This window comes from Methanobrevibacter sp. (assembly GCF_017427765.1).
Taxonomy (GTDB): Archaea; Methanobacteriota; Methanobacteria; order Methanobacteriales; family Methanobacteriaceae; genus Methanocatella.
On record NZ_JAFRSC010000033.1, the window covers coordinates 131,745 to 149,237 of the forward strand.

The 17,493-nt window shown below is 34.4% G+C and carries 15 protein-coding genes; 8 read left to right on the forward strand and 7 right to left on the reverse strand.

Annotated elements, in window-relative coordinates; genetic code table 11:
- Window positions 1-231: 231 nt before the first annotated feature.
- Window positions 232-3,528 (reverse strand): DNA polymerase II large subunit, encoded by a 3,297-nt coding sequence (polC, locus tag IJL02_RS11140; protein WP_292816416.1) that lies wholly within the window; start codon window positions 3,526-3,528, stop codon window positions 232-234.
- Window positions 3,529-3,706: 178 nt separating this feature from the next.
- Between polC and IJL02_RS11145 the strand changes: the two genes are divergently transcribed.
- Genes IJL02_RS11145 through IJL02_RS11155 form a run of 3 tightly spaced genes read left to right on the forward strand, consistent with a single transcriptional unit; the run spans window position 3,707 to window position 5,689 of the window.
- Window positions 3,707-4,810, forward strand: a complete 1,104-nt coding sequence (locus tag IJL02_RS11145; RefSeq protein WP_292816418.1) for a hypothetical protein — start codon at window positions 3,707-3,709, stop codon at window positions 4,808-4,810.
- A gap of 31 nt (window positions 4,811-4,841) precedes the next feature.
- Complete coding sequence (locus IJL02_RS11150) at window positions 4,842-5,312, forward strand: nucleoside deaminase (protein ID WP_292816420.1); 471 nt, start codon at window positions 4,842-4,844, stop codon at window positions 5,310-5,312.
- Entirely contained in the window at window positions 5,312-5,689 is a 378-nt protein-coding gene (locus IJL02_RS11155) for a hypothetical protein (protein ID WP_292816421.1), read from the forward strand. Before IJL02_RS11150 ends, IJL02_RS11155 begins: the two co-directional genes overlap by 1 nt.
- Window positions 5,690-5,707: 18 nt before the next feature.
- On the opposite strand, the gene lysS is transcribed toward IJL02_RS11155, so the two are convergent.
- From lysS to IJL02_RS11180, 5 genes are all read right to left on the reverse strand, one after another.
- Window positions 5,708-7,291 carry a lysine--tRNA ligase gene (gene lysS, locus IJL02_RS11160; protein ID WP_292816423.1) on the reverse strand — a complete coding sequence of 528 codons (1,584 nt, stop codon included), beginning with the start codon at window positions 7,289-7,291 and terminating at the stop codon, window positions 5,708-5,710.
- Between the two features lie 89 nt (window positions 7,292-7,380).
- A complete protein-coding gene (locus tag IJL02_RS11165) occupies window positions 7,381-8,571 on the reverse strand; it encodes a proteasome-activating nucleotidase (protein WP_292816425.1) in 1,191 nt (396 codons plus the stop codon).
- Between the two features lie 171 nt (window positions 8,572-8,742).
- Window positions 8,743-10,041: a phosphomethylpyrimidine synthase gene (gene thiC, locus IJL02_RS11170; RefSeq protein WP_292816427.1), complete on the reverse strand. Its 1,299-nt coding sequence runs from the start codon at window positions 10,039-10,041 to the stop codon at window positions 8,743-8,745.
- 243 nt (window positions 10,042-10,284) lie between these two features.
- Window positions 10,285-11,199: a carbohydrate kinase family protein gene (locus tag IJL02_RS11175; protein ID WP_292816430.1), complete on the reverse strand. Its 915-nt coding sequence runs from the start codon at window positions 11,197-11,199 to the stop codon at window positions 10,285-10,287.
- A gap of 157 nt (window positions 11,200-11,356) precedes the next feature.
- Complete coding sequence (locus IJL02_RS11180; RefSeq protein ID WP_342765190.1) at window positions 11,357-12,223, reverse strand: LysR family transcriptional regulator; 867 nt, start codon at window positions 12,221-12,223, stop codon at window positions 11,357-11,359.
- 59 nt (window positions 12,224-12,282) lie between these two features.
- Between IJL02_RS11180 and hxlB the strand changes: the two genes are divergently transcribed.
- Window positions 12,283-12,873, forward strand: a complete 591-nt coding sequence (gene hxlB, locus IJL02_RS11185) for a 6-phospho-3-hexuloisomerase (RefSeq protein WP_292816434.1) — start codon at window positions 12,283-12,285, stop codon at window positions 12,871-12,873.
- Between the two features lies 1 nt (window position 12,874).
- Here hxlB and fdhD read toward each other — a convergent pair whose 3' ends face one another.
- Window positions 12,875-13,624 carry a formate dehydrogenase accessory sulfurtransferase FdhD gene (gene fdhD, locus IJL02_RS11190; protein ID WP_292816436.1) on the reverse strand — a complete coding sequence of 250 codons (750 nt, stop codon included), beginning with the start codon at window positions 13,622-13,624 and terminating at the stop codon, window positions 12,875-12,877.
- Between the two features lie 263 nt (window positions 13,625-13,887).
- On the opposite strand from fdhD, the gene IJL02_RS11195 reads away from it, so the two are divergent.
- The 4 genes from IJL02_RS11195 to IJL02_RS11210 are packed head-to-tail and all read left to right on the forward strand — an operon-like array spanning window position 13,888 to window position 17,387.
- Window positions 13,888-14,994, forward strand: coding sequence for an ABC transporter substrate-binding protein (locus IJL02_RS11195; protein ID WP_292816439.1), 1,107 nt, complete (start codon window positions 13,888-13,890; stop codon window positions 14,992-14,994).
- Window positions 14,995-15,003: 9 nt separating this feature from the next.
- Window positions 15,004-16,017, forward strand: a complete 1,014-nt coding sequence (locus IJL02_RS11200; RefSeq protein WP_292816442.1) for an iron ABC transporter permease — start codon at window positions 15,004-15,006, stop codon at window positions 16,015-16,017.
- The gene (locus IJL02_RS11205) at window positions 16,008-16,808 is read left to right on the forward strand and encodes an ABC transporter ATP-binding protein (RefSeq protein WP_292816444.1); all 801 of its coding nucleotides are present in this window, start codon (window positions 16,008-16,010) and stop codon (window positions 16,806-16,808) included. The genes IJL02_RS11200 and IJL02_RS11205 overlap by 10 nt, the downstream gene beginning before the upstream one ends.
- 9 nt (window positions 16,809-16,817) lie before the next feature.
- Complete coding sequence (locus tag IJL02_RS11210) at window positions 16,818-17,387, forward strand: FmdE family protein (RefSeq protein WP_292816447.1); 570 nt, start codon at window positions 16,818-16,820, stop codon at window positions 17,385-17,387.
- Window positions 17,388-17,493 lie beyond the last annotated feature (106 nt).

Below are 17,493 nucleotides of genomic sequence, written 5' to 3' on the forward strand. Positions count from 1 at the left end.
TTTTAAAAAAGCATAAAAAGTAAACGAGAGAGCATTCTCTCACATACCATACTTTATGTAATCACTTGTATAATTATTGTTCGTATCTATACGAACAACTCTAATTATTAATTAGAATCTTATAGTATATAAATTGTTCGTCATTATTCGAACGTTATTTATATACTCTGAAATTTAATATGTAATTAATATTAAAAACAAAATGTCCGAGAGCATTTGAAAAGTAATCTGCTAGAAGAATATGTCCAATGAACTTTGCTTGGATTTATCACTTTCAAACAATGAGTTAATACCAAATTCCTGAATCTCTAAACGCTGACGCAGGTAATGAGAAACTGGATATCTATTAACTAATTCCTGTGAAATTTCGAGATACTTTGTAACTGATCCTTTTGAAACAGAAAGGATTAAATTACCTCCGCATTTACATTTTCCGGTAAGCGGCATTCTTCTGTATTTTGAACCGCACTTGGTGCATCTTACCTTCTGTTTGGAAAATGCCCTTGAGTTACCCATAATGTCCGGCAGGAAGTGAGATGATAAAACTTTCTCAACAACACCTCTTTGGTCAACAGCTCTAATCTTTTCAGCAAGACTGATTTGGGCTTCTACCTTTTCTCTCATGGATGGCAATGTTTTATAAAGACAGATTGTAGGTCCTGCATGGATATTGGAGGTATGATGGGAAAACATTAACCCTTCATATTGCTCTGGTGTTCCCAAATGCATTTCTACATTGTCAATGTATTCCAATACATCAGCCGGTTTATGAGGAGTGTAGGTTTCTTCATAAAATTCAACAGGGAATCTCTCGAAAATATCTAGATTGTGAGATTCGTCGTCTATCTCTTCCGGATCTATTCTTGAAGATAAAACCAAAGGAGCATCCATACTTCCTCCTCTAGTATTCGGTAAGTATGTTTTTGAAAAGTTAATTAATGCATCGAGAAGCAGCATTACTGCATCTTCATCACTGTCGCAGTTTCTACGTTTTGCAGAATGGAAATAAGGATGCGCATAACATCCCAAAGCTTTTGTAAATCCTACAATTCTTCCAAGAACTCCTGCGGATGTGTGCGGTGCAAGTCCCGCTACCAGATGTCCAATCAAATCACTTTTTTCTTTAACATTATAAAACGGTTCCATATCATAGAACCTTACAAGTTCATCATCAATAAATTGTGCAGTTCTAAGTAAATATTCGCCGCAATTGTCTGAAATTACAATATCCTGGACTCTAAGCTCGATGATTTGATCTTCATTTTCAATAGGGTTTCCATAACAGTCTTTTTCATAACCCATTTCCAGGAGTTTTTCAACTGTAACTCCAATTTCTTTTGGAATAAAATGAGTTAAAGGCAAATCGGTAGAATCATGTCGTATTGTACCGTCTTTAAATGTAAACACTTCATTTTTAGCTCTTAGTATTCCTTTTTCAAGAGGTTCAGGTAATTTTGCCTCTGATATCATACCGACAACACCTTTTACCTCATCCACTCTTCTGACTTTCACGTTGTCTGACGCTTTTTTAAGCATTGAGGCGAGTGGTATATTTTTTTGACTATACGGACTTATTTCAGTAGGATGTCCGCATTTAGGACAAAGTGAGTTAAATGAGCTGATTCCACATTCAGGATTTGTACATTTCCTTCTGGCTAATTCTATTTTGACATTACCCTTTTTAGCGGCTGTCGCAATTAATCTTCTTGAACCTCCATAATTTCCAATAGGGAATAATCCATGTGGTGCAGGTCTCATTAACCTTTCTTTAGACTTTTCAGGTCTTCCCACACGAGTACCTATATATGCCGGCGCTTTATTTTTAATTTCAACAGGTGAAACAGCATTAACGGCTTCAATTGTTGTTTCTTTTTGAGGTAATTTATCGGATAATGTTACAAGTAGAGCATAAGAGTGGTCTTTATCGATTATAATCTTTCCATCTCTTACAGTATGTGGAACTCCAATGACTTCCAGAACTCTTTTAGGATATGATAAATCCAGTTTTATTCCTTCATTAGGTTTGTAACTTGATTTACATTTGATTATCAAATCAATTAATGAGTTCAAATCTTGTATGGTAACATCATTATAGCAATAAGTGTATTTCGGATGCAGAGGTATATCATATTCTTTGGATAATTTAAGAGCTTCAATTGATGGAAGATATTCGTATTCAAGTTTGTGCAAGTCCAAATCAGTGTTGTTTTCATCGAATTTCTCGCTGCGCATCAATAACTGAATCCACCATTCCTCACACCATCCGGAGGGATATAATGGCTGGTTGTTTCTTAAAAATTCTCCAAATGCAACGAGCATATCTCCCAAGAATAATATTTCAATGACATCCTTTTTAACTTCACGCGCTTTTTTAACGCTGTCAAGTATTAATACGTCTCCGTTTTTAAGTTTAACTGTTGGGCCCTCAATGGAGTCTACGGGTACAACACAATTTCCTTTTCCAGGATATTCAATTTTAAGTTGTGTTCCAACAGCCAAAAATTCAAGCAATGCCATTGTTGCAGGATGAACTCCCATTGTTGCAAGACCGGTATTTCTGGATCTTCCATATCTTAGTCTGAATCCTCCTTTTTCGGAAGGATATCCTAAAATTGGCCTTCCACCGATAATATCCTGAATGTATTTAGGTTCACTTACAACGTCTGATTCGCTGCTGTCATCGCTTCCGGAATCTTCTTTAGGTTTGGAATATTCACTAAGCCATTCCCAGTCGAGACCTAACTTTTTGGAAATTTTATGAATCTTTTTGGATTTCTGGATTACTCCTTCGACCATCGCAAGAAGTGCTCCACCACGGATGTTATTGGTTTCAACACGTTCCAAATCTCTGTGGGATACTTCTACTTGGTCAGTTTGTTCTCCGGATACCTCTACTGGAATATGATTAGCTGCAAACCTCACTTCTTCTGGTGTTGGTGAGTATTGTAAATTTGTAACTTCGGATTCGTAAAGTTCTACTTCTTCTACATACCTTTCGATTTCATCTTCAATTGGTTTAAATTCATCAAGATTAATAGCTCTTCTAATCTTATCTCCTAAAAGAACGGATAATGCTGCGGCAGTACCTCCTGCACTTCTGATAGGTCCTGCAAAGTAAACTCCAATGTATTTTGTTCCATCGAAATTTTCTTTAATTTTTACAGCGGAAATTCCTTCAAGCGGTGCAGCTACAACTCCTTCAGTAAGAATTGCCAGTGCTGTTCTTAAACCCTGGTCACATCTTTGCTCCTGGTCATAATCGGCCTTTTCACCGGTAAGTTCAAACTTTTCTGATGCAATCTCTGCTGCAATTTCAAAAGCAACAGATTCTCTGTCCATATCTTTTTCTAATTCTTTAATTCTTTGTGCCACGCCTTCAGGGCCAACTAGCCCCTCTACTCTTTCAGCTAAATCCTTTGCTAAAGGTACTTCTGTTTCTGTTTCAACATCCAACCCTTTTGACCTTGCTTCATTAGCTATTTCATATAGGTGATGGGTTTCTGCTTCTAATCTATCAAAATAATCCATGGTATCTCCGTAATTTACAAAATTAATTCAGTATATAATTATTGTTTTTCATAATATTAATAATATTTGCAAGTGTGAAATCTCACCATTAACAATAGTTAAATATGTTGTTAACTAAAATTTATATTGTATTTAGTCGTTGAATTTTTAAATTATTATTGCTATTTTGGTGATTTTAATGTCAGATGATAAACCAATAAATGCCATGTATGGCCAAAAAGTAAAATTAGACTTAGATAAAATTAAAAATAGAAAAAAAGAGGCTCCAGAAGCTAGTGAACCTCCTGTTGAAGAAGTCTCTCAAGAGCCAGTAGTTGAAGAAGTTCCTGTTGAGGAACCTGTTGTTGATGAGGTTGTTGAAGAGCCTGTTGTTGAAGAGCCTGTTGTTGAGGATGCTCCTGTTGAGGAACCTGTTGTTGATGAGGTTGTTGAAGAGCCTGTTGTTGAGGAACCTGTTGAGGAACCTGTTGTTGATGAGCCTGTTGTTGAGGATGCTCCTGTTGAGGAACCTGTCGAAGAAAAAGCTGATGAAAAACCTGCAGATAAACCGGCAGAAAAGAATAATTCCAAACAGGTAGATAATTTGAAAAAGAAAATCAAAGAAAAAGATGAAAAATTATCTAACCAATCCAGTGAGCTGAATTATTTAACAAATAAAATTATTCCAAAACTCAAAAAAGAAAATGCTGAGTTAAATAGATTAAAAGTTGAATTGACTGATGCATTAGAAAAATCAACAAGAAAATACTTTGATCAATTAGATATTAATGCAGATTTAAGTAATAAAATAGGAAAACTCGGTGCAGAAAGTGCTGTAAATAAAGTAAGGGCAGATAAATTAGAATCTGAAATTACTTCTATTCGTGAAGAACTTGAATCTAAAATTAATCATTATAAAGAGAAATTGGATTCAATTAATATTGTTGATATTAAAGAGGAAAATAAAAACTTAAATGCTGAAGTTGATGATCTTAAAGAAAAATTAGCTGATGCAAGAAAAGAAAACGTAACTCTTTCTGAAGAAGTTGACCAATTAAGAGCAGAACTCATTGAATTAGGAAATTACAAAGATGAAGTTGATGCTCAAAACAAAAAAGAAATTGAAGGATACAAAGAAGAAATCTCTTCACTTAAAACTCAACTTAAACTTAAAGAAAGCAGTTATGATAAATTATCTAATGAATCTAAAAGTAAAATCAGTGATTTAAATAACACTATTAATAAACTTGAAGAGGAATTGGAAAAGAAATCCAATAAAGGATTATTCAATAGATTAAGATGATTAATTCATCTAATTTATTCTTTTTTTTAATATGACGGATGATAACTATTTCATGAATGAAGCTATTAAGGAAGCTGAAAAATCTTTATCTGAAGGAGGACTTCCAATAGGGGCGGTCTTAGTTAAAGATGATAAAATCATATCCAGAGGCCATAACAGATTAATTCAAAACAATTCAGTTGTTTTACATGCTGAGATGGATGCACTTGAAAATGCCGGCCGTTTAAATTATGAAGATTATATTAAATGCACATTATACACTACATTATCTCCCTGTCCGATGTGTTCGGGGGCAGTAATATTATATAACATTCCTCGTGTTGTCATTGGAGAAAATACGACTCTGCTGGGAGCGGAAAATTTTCTTGAGTGCAATAATGTTGAAGTTGTCGTTTTAAATGATATTCGATGTAGAGATTTATTTTTAAAGTTTACCTGCAACAATTCAGAAATCTGGGATGAGGAACTTGCAAAGGTTGGAAATACTACGGAGGTCAAATAATGGAAATTATAGTCACTGATGAGAGAGATGAAAGATTCATAGATTTTTGTGATTCTTTTGGCTGTTCGATAACAGAGCCTCAAGTAGTTTTGCTTTTAATGAATTTTGGCAAACCTGTAGGTTGTACAAGTTTTAAAGTATATGATTCTGTTTCGGCTGAAATTACCACTCTTTTTTTAAATTCCTATGATGATAGGGACAGAATAGCTTACAAATTAATCAGGCAACTTGAAAAAATAGCTATTGATTATGAATTTAGCAGAATTCTGGTTAGTTTTGACAGCAAAGAGGATATCCTAATCGATATCTTTAAAAAATTGGATTATGAATTCATAGATGATGTTTGGATGGCTAAAGAATTCAAAAGTTTAATCTAAAAAAGAAAAATTAAAAGATTAAGCTTCCTGTCTTAATCTTTTTACAACAAAATCTTTATCTAAACTTAACAAGAATGATGCTGCTCTAGGGCCTTGTTTTTGACCAAGAATCATTTTGTAAATAGCTTGGAAACCTTTTTGAGGTTTTAATCCTTGAGCTTCTAGGATTTCATACATTGCATCATGTAATGCGGTTGCATCATTAAACTCAGTTGTTTCCATTAAATCAGCCAGATCAGATAAAAACTTGTTCTGTTCGTCTGTTAAAGGTAATTTTGGAATATTTTTAGTTTGAACTTGGAATTTAACAAATTTAGGAGCGTAAGTGTCTAACCAGTATTTTACATTGTCAACTCTTTCTCTGTATTGTGCAAGTTCAAGTTCGGTTAAATCACCAAATTCTTTATCTTTGAAGCTTTTAGTTAATTGTGAGTTCTTTTTAAGTATTGCAAAGATTTTTTCCAAATCATCGCCTGCAATTTGATAAGCATTGACCAAGAATCTGAATGGAGGTCTGAACGGTAGCAGACTTCCTTCATTGATTTGGACTATTTCATAGATTTCTTTGAATTTTCTTTCTTCTTTTTCGGATGGTGCTTCCACTTCATCATAGAATACTTTTTCTACAGTATCAAATTGGTCAATGAAGTCTAAATAAGGCATTTTTGGTGAGAAATCTTTTGCCTTCATAGGTTTTGACCTGAATAGATAATAGTGAAGACTTTCAGCAGGTCCGATTTTTAACCATTCGTCAGGTGCGAAGAATACTCCGTGGGATTTACTCATTGCTTCACCGTCTAGGGTAATCCATTCGTATGGCACTGGATAAGGTGCAGGGTAATCAAAGATTTTTTCAGATATTACGCTACTTACGTCGTATGATCCGCCGCTTGCTGCATGGTCTTTTCCGAATGGTTCGCATGTGGTTCCGAATATTTTCCATCTTGCAGCCCATTCCACTCTCCATGTGAGTTTACCGTTTCCGGATTTAATGTCCATTTCACCTTCGTGGCCGCATTCACATCTGTATTTGATGATGTCTCCGTCATAATCATAAGCCTGTGTGGTATTTACTCTGCCACATTCATCACAGATTGGGTTGTATGGCAACCAGTCATCAGCTAAAGGTTCTCTTCTGTATTGGTTAAAGATTTCTTTAATCTCTTCAACTTTTTCTAAGGATGTTCTGATGTAATCGTTATAAACTCCTGATTTATACATTTCAAAACCGGATTTGGCTTCCATTTCTATTCCATAGTCGTCCATAACTGAAAGCAGAGGTTTTTCAAAGTGTTCTACAAAGTTTGCGCAACATCCGTCAGGACATGGAATCATTGAATATGGCATTCCTAAGTATTTGTCATAATCATCAGGTAATGGATATGGAACTTTTCTTAATGGGTCGTGGTCATCAGCAATCCATATTGTTTTAGCTTTTTTTCCTTTTTCTCTTAATTTCTTTCCAATTCCGTTAGCTACAAATATGTCGCAAGAGTTTCCAATATGTATTGAACCAGAAATTGAGGTTCCACTTGCAATGATATGTTCTTCTACATCCATTTTACTTAATTCATTAGCTATGTTTTCAATCCAATGTGTCATCTATATTCACCGTTATTTATAAAAAAATTATCATTAAAATAAGATTATAGTAATATTATCTAATTATTAATATAAAAAGATTAGTTAAATTAACTAACCTTGATATTTCCTAAAATTTTATCAATTGCATCTAAGAAATCCTTGGAAATTATTTTTTTCCTCTCGGACCGTATTGCAAACATCCCAGCTTCTGTACAAACGGCTTTCAAATCAGCTCCTGAAAATCCTTCGGTGATTTCACTTATTGTATCAAAATCAATGTTTTCATCTAATTTCATTCTTGAAGTGTGTATATTTAGGATTTTTTCTCTGCTGATTTTGTTAGGATTTGGAACTTCGATTGTCCTGTCAAACCTGCCGGGTCTTAGGAGCGCTTCATCTAAAATATCTGGTCTGTTGGTTGCTCCAATTATTCCAATATCTCCCCTTGATTCAAATCCATCAAGTTCGGCTAATAATTGCATTAATGTTCTTTGAACTTCCCTGTCGGCTCCTTCACTGCTTCCGACTCTTTTGGTTCCGATGGCATCTATCTCATCAATGAATATTATTGCAGGTGATTTTTCTTTGGCCATATCGAAAACATCACGCACTATTCTAGAACCTTCCCCTAAGTATTTGTTAACAAATTCGGAAGCAACAACCTTGATGAATGTTGCGTTGGTTTCATTTGCCACGGCTTTTGCAAGTAAAGTTTTACCGGTTCCTGGAGGTCCGTAAAGTAAAATTCCTTTTGGAGGGTCAATACCGATTTCCTCAAATATTTCAGGTTTTTTGATTGGAAGCTCAACAGTTTCTTTTATTTCGACAATTTGATTCTCAAGCCCTCCAATGTCTTCGTATGTAACATCTGGTTTTTCGTCAATTTCCATTGCACTTACGTCCTTATCTTTTTTTGCTGGAAATACGTTAACTACTGTTAAGCTATTTTGATTTAGCGCTACTCTTGCTCCAGGTTCAAGCAATTCCTTATTAATTGATCCTGGGTAGTTTACTAAAAATTCATGGCCGACATTACCTTTAATTCCGACCTGATTGTTGTCGAATACTTCGGTTATAGTTGCAAGAATTAATGGTGTTTTCTTAAATGAGTTGATTTCGCCTTTCAGTTCTTTGATTTTGCCTTCCAGTTGTCTGTTGCTGATATTTGCCTTGAGTTGTTCTCCTTCAAGGTTTCTTACTTTGTCCATTAATTCGTCTTTGGCTTTTGAATTTTCTTTCTTTAAAGTTTCAATTGTTTCGATTAATTCCTTTTTTGATGCTTCATTAATTGATTCCATTTTATCCCCTTTTTCATATAACATATGTTTTATTAAACCTTAAAATTATTGGTGGGGTGGTGAAATGGAATGATGTTAAGCTCAAAATCAAGAGTTGATGATGTATCATTAAGTAATTATCGGTTGGTGGTGTATATTCAAAAAAAGAAAGGAAAATAGATAGGAATCTATCTATTTGATGAGGTCAGAGTCGGATTGGTCTAACCATTCGTTAACGATTTTTACTGCACAGAAGTTACCGCACATTGTACATGTGTCTTCTTCTTCAGGAGGTCTTTGGTCTCTTTTTGCACGCGCAGCTTCTGGGAACATTGCACATTCATATTGTGCTTCCCAATCAAGTTTTTTACGAGCTTCAGCCATTGCTAAATCTTGTGAACCATCAATTTGGCCTGTTGCTAAGTCTCCAGCGTAAGCTCCAATTTTGGTAGCAATTACACCTTCTCTTACGTCATCAGGATTTGGTAAAGCGAGGTGTTCTGCAGGAGTTACATAACAGATGAAGTCTGCTCCAGCTTTAGCTGAGGATGCTGCACCGATTGCAGATACGATGTGGTCGTAGCCAGGTGCTACATCACATACAATAGGTCCTAACATATAGAAAGGAGCATTTGAACACATTTTCTTTTGAATCATTACGTTTGTTGGAATTTCGTTAATTGGAATGTGTCCAGGTCCTTCAATCATACATTGTACTCCAGCTTCACGGGATCTGTCAATTAATTCTCCTAAAATGATCAATTCTTGTATTTGTGCCCTGTCAGTTGAATCAGCAATAGACCCTGCTCTCATACCGTTAGCAAGTGAAAGAACAACGTCATGTTCTTTAGCAATTTCTAAAACATAATCAAAGTTAGCATATAATGGATTTTCTTTTTCGTTTTCTACAATCCATCCTGACATGAATGAACCTCCTCTGGAAACAAGTCCGGTTACACGACCTTGTCTTTTGAGTCTGGTTAATGTTTCAATGTTAATACTACTGTGAACTGCCATAAAGTCAATACCATCTTTAGCTTGTTTTTCGATGGTGTTAAATAAATCGTCTTCAGTCATGTAAATTACAGAACCGTCTCTTCTGATACTTTCGATAGCTGCCTGATAAACAGGTACTGAACCTACTGGTAAAGGAGACATGTCCAATACTCTTCTTCTTATTACATCTAAGTCTCCGCCGATACTTAATTCCATTAAACAGTCTGCACCGTTATCAATAGCGATTTGTGCTTTCAATACTTCTTCATCAAAATTAACAATATCGGTTGAAGTTCCGACAGTTGCGTTTACTTTTGTTCTTAATCCTGCACCAATACCTGAAGCTTCAATATCTCTATTAACGTTACTTGGTATTACGATAGTACCTTCAGCCACTGATTTTAAAATAAAGTCTTCTGAAACATTTTCTATTTCTGCCACATGTTTCATTTCATCGGTTAAAATACCTTTTTTTGCATCACTAATTTGTGTCATCTAATCATCCCTCAAATAAGATTTATAACAGTCAAATTTATTTTAAAATATTCTCACAATATTTGATAATCACTTATTTTTATTTAATAGTATTTAAATTAATAGGATTTTTTGTAAATCTAGTTTTATTGATATATATAAATCAATTTTTAAAAAATAAGTAATGTCAATTTTTAAATATTAAATTAAAGGCATATTGATAAAAATAAAGTTAACTTTAAAAAAAAGTAAAAAAGAATAGAATTAGTAAAATCTATTCATTCTTTCAAATGCATCATCAAAGGTTGGCATGTTTGTTTGACATCCTTGATGTTCAATAATGAATGATGATACAGTTGATGCAAATTTAGCGGATTCTTCAAGAGATTCTCCATTCAGGAATCTTGATAAAAATCCTGCTCGGTATGAGTCTCCAGCTCCAGTTGGGTCAACAACGTCTGTTTTAATTGCATCGATTTTTATCTTTTCTTCGCTGGAATATATTTCACTGCCGTTGGATCCGCATGTTTTGACAATTATTTTAGGGCCTAATTCTCTAAGACCATCCAAATCGATTTCTAAAGCACTTAATATTCTTTCGATTTCATGATGGTTTCCAAAAAGAATGGTTGTATTTTGCAAAACATCCCTTAATTTTTTGGTTTCATACATTCCAAGGTCTTGGCCAGGATCAAAAGAGACAAGCAAATCTTCATTTTTTGCCTCTTCGGAGCATTTCCAGTTGAAATCCGGGTCACCTGTGGCCAAATGAATGGCTTCAACATTTTTTATTGCGGAAGTAGGTACTTTACTTTCTGCAAATTCACGTGCTGCACCCCAGTAGAAATAACTGATTTGGTCATCGTTATCATCTGTTAAGACAAATGCTGTAGGTGTGGCTTCGCCTGGAACAATAATAAGGGAATCTGTGTCAATGCCTAAATTCTGCATATGTTCGAAGTATTCTGTCTTTTTAAAATCACCACCAACAGCTGAAACCAAAGAAGTTTTTAATCCTAATTTAGCTCCAACACATGCTACATTAGCTGCTGCCCCACCATTGAATGTTTTCATTTTGGTAATTGGTGCTGAAAAGTTTGCTTTTGGAAATTCCGGCACTCTAATAATGTAATCATGAGCAGAGTGACCAATTGCTAGTAAATCTCTGTTTTTAACCATAATATCGCCTTTTTGTTCTTCAATTTAATATTGTATCTTATTGTTATTTAATGTTTTGAAAGTACACATCGGAGGATGTGTGAAAAATCACACTTGTGTAAAAATAATATATATCTTTAATTAATTTCACTTTTGCCAAGAGCATTTGATAAGTAATTTATAAGGGTTCAAAGCCCTGATTTTTTATTTCGTCCTGGCCGTCATTTAACAGATAATCGATAAATTCATCGACTTCAGCTTTATCTTCGTTAACTTTAATTAAACTAATCACATGTCTTGTGTCGAATCTTAAAAGTTCATTTCCTTTAAAATAACTAGCATTTAAAAAACAGTTTAAGTTTTGTGAGTTTCTCACTAGCTTGAAAGCGTCAAACTGTGAATTAACCTTATATTTGATGTTATAATTTATATCGTAATGTTTCAGTGTATTCCATGCAAGCCTTTGCGCTGAGCCGGTGACATTAACAAAATCCAGATTGTTTAAATCTGCAATACTTTTAACTTCCGCACTGTTCGGGCTTGAGATTAAGACGAGATGGTCATAAGCTATTGGTGTAAAGTCAATATCTCTTTCATATGCTATTAAAGGATCGTCTAATGTTAAAATATCAACAGCTCCTCTTTTAGCCAGTTCAAATGCATCTCTATCGCTGCTGCTGTAGATGTTGGTGTTGAATGGGTGTTTTATGGTTTCTAAAAGTCCCGAACTGATGTGGCCTCCGGCAATGTTGATGTTGCTTGTTTTTTCAATTTTTATTACATATTTCTGGAATTCTTCCAATAATTGCAGTCCATTTTTTGTAAGAATTGTCCCATTGCCTACTTTTTCTGTTATTTTGAAGCCTAATTTATCTTCTGCTTTAAGTAATCTTCTATTAAAAACAGTATGTGAAATATTTAACTCTTTAGCAGATTTTCTTTGGGATTTTGTTCGAGATAAAGATTCTAGACTTTGGTATAACTTATAGTCATAAATGTTACCATTTATATCCAAGCTTATAAGTCCCCTACTTTGTAATTTCATTAATTATATATAAAGATTAAATCAAATATAATAATAACTATTTTTGGGATTAAGATAAAATGGAAATAATGAAAACTTCAATTAGGGCGATATTGAATAATATTGAAAGCGCTGAAGAATTTTTAGATGAAGAAACTGTCGATGAATTTGAAAATGTAATTATTGGTGCTAGAAATGTTTTTGTAACGGGTGCGGGAAGATCTGGTCTTGCGGCAAAGGCATTTGCTATGAGATTGATGCATTTAGGTTTAAGTGCTTATGTTGTAGGGGAAACTATATCTCCAGCAATTTATGAAGATGACTGTATAATTGCCATTTCAGGTTCAGGTGAGACAAATACTATTGTTTCCGCTGCTAAAATAGCTAAAAATAGGGGGTCTAAAGTTTTAGCTGTTACTTCATATCCAGAATCAACTCTTGGACAATTAGCTGACTGTTATCTACTTGTTAAAGGAAGAACAAATCAGGAAGTTGACGATGAAAACTATATGAAACGTCAAATTCATGGTAATTATACCTCATTAGCTCCTTTGGGTACTGCATTTGAGTTAACCACTTTAGTATTTTTAGATGCAATTGTCTCTGAGTTAATGGAGAAAATGAAACAAACAGAAAGTGATCTGCAATCCAGACACGCTGTTTTAGAATAATTTAGTCAAAAATTATTCTATTTTGATTATTATAAATATTGCAGCGTTGGCCTCTTAAAAATCCAACCAATGTAATATTTCCTTTTTTTGCAATATTATATCCTGAATTTGCAGGTGCTGCATTGGATGCCAGAATGGGCACGCCTGCCCTTGTCATTTTTATTACCATGTCTGCAGGCATTCTGCCACTGTAAATTACATAAGATTGGGATAAATCAAAATCATGCAATAATCCGTATCCTATGACTTTATCAACTGCAACATGACGACTTACATCTTCTTTTACTATGAAATTGTCTTTGAAAACAATTCCAGCCACATGTGTTCCGCCTGTAGCTTGCCAGATTTCAGCATTGTCTTTTAACTCTTCAATTCTATCTATTAGCTCATTTACATGGACTTTAAAATTGGATTTCACTGGATTGACATCTTTGATTTTGCTTCTCCATCCTCCTGCAGAATCAGAGCAGAGAACGGTTTCATTTGTTTTTAAAAGCGTATCGTCAATTTCAGCATTAATTTGAGTACCTTTGACTTCAATATGCTTAATGTCATCCAGTGATTTTACCATATTCTCGTTAAAAAGATAACCTACTGCAAATTCTTCAAGTGAATCTTCTATTGCTGATAGGCTACGGCTGATTTCATTGTTTATTGTTAATGTGATTGTTTCATCCTGAACTACTTTTTCTTTAGCACTTTCGGCAGTGCCATTTTTAAAATTTATAGCATCAATTTCTTCAACTTTCATGTTTTCCCTCTTTTATAAATTATATAATTTTTTCATGCTATAATCTTTCGTTATTCTATGGATTATTAACATATTTTATAAATATTGATAATTCTCATCTATACTCTATAAAATTAATATTTTGTCTAATTTTTAATAATTAGATAATAATTATCCAGATAATTTGGATTTAAATTATTTTTAAGCATATTTGATTTTAGTAAATTATTTAAAATGTTATAAATATATATTCTTATCGTAAATAGATTATACATGTGGTTGGCATGAATAAAAAAAGTAAAGTAATTATTTTAATGTTAGTTATTCTGGTTGTGGCGGGAATTGCAACCCATCTGTTTTTGTCCCCTTCAAGTGTCGAAACCCAAGGGTCCAAAAATATAACTGATATGGTTGGAAGGTCTGTTACAATACCTGCATCCGTCAATAATGTTGTTGCTACAAGCCCTCCGATGACTACAGTATTGTATATGATTGCTCCTGATAAACTGAAGGCGGTTAACTTTCAATGGACAGAAGATGAATTGAAATATGTTCCAAGCCAATACGCCAATTATCCTGTTGTTGGGGGTTGGTATGGTTCTCAGGACGGTAGCTATGAAGAGTTTATAGCCACTGAACCTAATATAATCATCGAATCAATTGATGAAGGGGGAGATGGTGATTTGGCAACTGTCAATGAACGTCAACAGAAATTTGGAACAATTCCTGTAGTTGCTGTTAACGATACTACAAATGTGGAAAAAGTTGACTCTTCAATAACCTTCATGGGGGAAATCATCGGAGCTCAAGATAAGGCTAAGCAGTTGACAGACTTCAACGATAAATATTTGGATATTGTCCACGACAGAGCATCTAAATTATCAGATGGCGATAAGAAAACAGTTTATTATGCTCAGGGGGATGATGGTCTTCAGACTAATCCGTCCCATTCCACACACGGGCAGCTGATAGATCTTGTCGGTGGAAAAAATGTGGCTGATGCAGCAAATCAGGGAAATACCACTAGCGGAATTCAGGTTTCTATAGAACAGGTAATCAGTTGGAATCCTGATGTAATCATCACTGGAGACCCTGAATTTTATGCAAAAGTTTATTCCGATTCTAATTGGGCAAGCATCAATGCAGTTAAAAACAAGGAGGTTTATTTATCTCCACAATCTCCGTTTAAATGGTTCGACAGACCTGTGGGAGCAAATATGATAATTGGAGTTCCATGGACTGCAAAAGTAATTTATCCTGATGATTACAAGGATATTGATATGGTGTCAGCAACCAAAGAATTTTATAGCAATTTCTATCACTTTGATTTAAGTGATGATGAGGCAAAACAGTTATTGATTGATTCAGGTTTAAAAGAATCAAATCTGTAGGAGATTTTCATGGATAAGGAAACAAAGGAAATTATTAGTATCGTGCTATTAATTTTCTTTCCAATTGTTTTATTTTTCGCATCATTTCTTTTGGGAAGATACCCAATCAGTCCGGTTGATGTAGTTAAGACAATTTTATGCCCTATTTTTCCACAAATGCAAGTTTCTTCAACATTGACAACCATTGTATATGAAATAAGACTTCCAAGAATCATTGGTGCATTGGTTGTAGGTGCTAGCCTGGCTATGGCGGGTGCTGCTTTTCAAAGTATTTTTAAAAATCCTCTTGTATCTTCAGACCTGTTGGGTGTTTCTAACGGTGCGGGTTTTGGTGCAGCTTTAGCTATTCTAATTAGTGGCGCTAATATAATTACTCAAATATTTGCTTTTATTTTTGGATTAATTTCCGTTTCATTTACATATATTATATCCAGAACCTATAAGGCAGGGGGAATTTTAGTTTTAGTTTTATCAGGTGTGGCTATTTCAGCGTTTTTCAATGCATTGATATCTGCAATAAAATTTATAGCCGATCCTGATGACAAATTGCCTGAAATTGTTTACTGGCTGATGGGTAGTCTGGCTTCAATAACTATGGATAAGATATTGATGATTGCTATTCCTGTCATTATAGGTGCCGCAATATTGCTGGCGTTAAGATGGCATATGAATCTGCTTGCAATGGGTGATGAGGAAGCTCAGTCATTAGGTTTGAACCCATCCCGCATCAGATTATTAATTATCGCAGGATGTACACTGCTTACTTCGGCTGCAGTATCAATCAGCGGAATCATCGGTTGGGTAGGTTTGATTATTCCACATATGGCACGTATGATTGTCGGCCCGGATAATAAAATACTGATTCCTGCTTCATTAAGTCTGGGTGCAAGTTTTCTGTTGCTTGTAGATAATATTTCACGTGCTCTGATTTCAATTGAAATTCCAATAGGTATTTTAACCGCTATTATTGGTGTTCCTATTTTCCTGTATCTGCTCAAGAGGGGGTACTCTGAATGGTCGTAGTTAATCTGTTTGAAGTAAAAAACGTTTCATTTTCGTATGATGGTGAGGAAATTTTTTCAGATATCAGCTTTTCAATTGATAGGGGGGATGTTTTATGCATTCTTGGACCGAACGGAACAGGTAAAACCACCTTAATTAAATGTCTCAATGGTTTGCATGATATAGACAGTGGTGAAATATTAATAAATGGAAAGAATATCAAAAAATTGTCTTTTAGAGAAATTTCAAAACATATCGGTTACATTCCTCAGTCTCACGTACCGTCATTTCCGTTTAAAGTTTTGGATGTTGTAATAATGGGAAGAGCGCCTTATTTGAATTTAGGCGAATCACCAAAACAGAAAGATAAGGAAATTGCATTAAATGCTTTAAAGACTTTGGGTATTGAACATTTGAAAGACAAGGAATATACTAATTTAAGCGGTGGGGAAAGACAGCTTGTATTTTTGGCAAGGGTGTTATGCCAGCAGCCTGATATTCTTATTTTGGATGAGCCGACATCACACCTGGATTTTGGAAATCAGATTAAACTTTTAGAGATTATTGATAATTTGGCAAGTTCTGGACTCTCAATTATAATGTCTTCTCACTTTCCTGATCATGCATTTTTAAGCTCAACTAAGGTTGCAATTTTGAAAAACAGGCAATTTATAGATTTTGGAACTCCTGATGATGTTGTAACTGAAGAAAATTTGAAAAAAGCATATTCAATTGATGTTAGATTAATAGAACTGGATGATAAAAGAAAGGTATGTGTACCTTTGAAAACAAATTTAAAATTAGATTTATAGGGTGATAGTATGAATGAAAAAGACTATGATGAACAGCTAACAAAAGCGGCTAATTTTCATGGACATGTCTGTGGTGGAATAGCTATTGGAACAAAATTGGCAATGTATGGTTTAGAGTTGTTGGGGATGGATTTAAACCAAAAGCATAAGAATTTAATTGTATTTTTAGAAATTGACAGGTGCATGTCTGATGCTGTCCAGTCTGTAACCGGATGTTCAATGGGTAAAAGAACTTTAAAGCAAATGTATTATGGTAAATTTGCAGCAACATTCTATAATGCCGATACCGGTGAAGCTTTAAGAATCACTGATGCCGATGCAAACAAAAAATTCAAAGATGAAGAAACCAAAGAGGAAATGATTGCTCGTTTTAGACGCACTCCTCCTGAAGAACTGTTTAAAGTTGATAAAGTTAAAATAGAACTGTCCCGTTCTGATATGCCTGGAAAACCTTATACTACAGCGTTTTGTTCAGTATGTGGTGAAAAGGTATCCGATGGACGTCATGTTCTAAGGGGTGGAAAGCCGGTTTGCAGGTCATGTGCTGAAGAATCATATTATGAATTGATTGAAGAGTAATTTATATTGTAATTATTTTATTCAATTAATTATTCTATTTTTTTATTCATTTTAATTAAAATCGTTTTATTTTAATATTAATGATTTAATTTTTTTATATATCATA

What these genes read in the sequence shown, in the direction of transcription:
- IJL02_RS11205 (WP_292816444.1), top strand. Translation starts at nt 16,008, where the DNA reads ATGGTCGTAGTTAATCTGTTTGAAGTAAAAAACGTTTCATTTTCGTAT.
- fdhD (WP_292816436.1), bottom strand. Translation starts at nt 13,624, where the DNA reads ATGAAAGTTGAAGAAATTGATGCTATAAATTTTAAAAATGGCACTGCC.
- polC (WP_292816416.1), bottom strand. Translation starts at nt 3,528, where the DNA reads ATGGATTATTTTGATAGATTAGAAGCAGAAACCCATCACCTATATGAA.
- IJL02_RS11145 (WP_292816418.1), top strand. Translation starts at nt 3,707, where the DNA reads ATGTCAGATGATAAACCAATAAATGCCATGTATGGCCAAAAAGTAAAA.
- IJL02_RS11165 (WP_292816425.1), bottom strand. Translation starts at nt 8,571, where the DNA reads ATGGAATCAATTAATGAAGCATCAAAAAAGGAATTAATCGAAACAATT.
- thiC (WP_292816427.1), bottom strand. Translation starts at nt 10,041, where the DNA reads ATGACACAAATTAGTGATGCAAAAAAAGGTATTTTAACCGATGAAATG.
- IJL02_RS11210 (WP_292816447.1), top strand. Translation starts at nt 16,818, where the DNA reads ATGAATGAAAAAGACTATGATGAACAGCTAACAAAAGCGGCTAATTTT.
- IJL02_RS11200 (WP_292816442.1), top strand. Translation starts at nt 15,004, where the DNA reads ATGGATAAGGAAACAAAGGAAATTATTAGTATCGTGCTATTAATTTTC.
- IJL02_RS11180 (WP_342765190.1), bottom strand. Translation starts at nt 12,223, where the DNA reads ATGAAATTACAAAGTAGGGGACTTATAAGCTTGGATATAAATGGTAAC.
- lysS (WP_292816423.1), bottom strand. Translation starts at nt 7,291, where the DNA reads ATGACACATTGGATTGAAAACATAGCTAATGAATTAAGTAAAATGGAT.
- IJL02_RS11195 (WP_292816439.1), top strand. Translation starts at nt 13,888, where the DNA reads ATGAATAAAAAAAGTAAAGTAATTATTTTAATGTTAGTTATTCTGGTT.
- IJL02_RS11155 (WP_292816421.1), top strand. Translation starts at nt 5,312, where the DNA reads ATGGAAATTATAGTCACTGATGAGAGAGATGAAAGATTCATAGATTTT.
- IJL02_RS11150 (WP_292816420.1), top strand. Translation starts at nt 4,842, where the DNA reads ATGACGGATGATAACTATTTCATGAATGAAGCTATTAAGGAAGCTGAA.
- hxlB (WP_292816434.1), top strand. Translation starts at nt 12,283, where the DNA reads ATGGAAATAATGAAAACTTCAATTAGGGCGATATTGAATAATATTGAA.
- IJL02_RS11175 (WP_292816430.1), bottom strand. Translation starts at nt 11,199, where the DNA reads ATGGTTAAAAACAGAGATTTACTAGCAATTGGTCACTCTGCTCATGAT.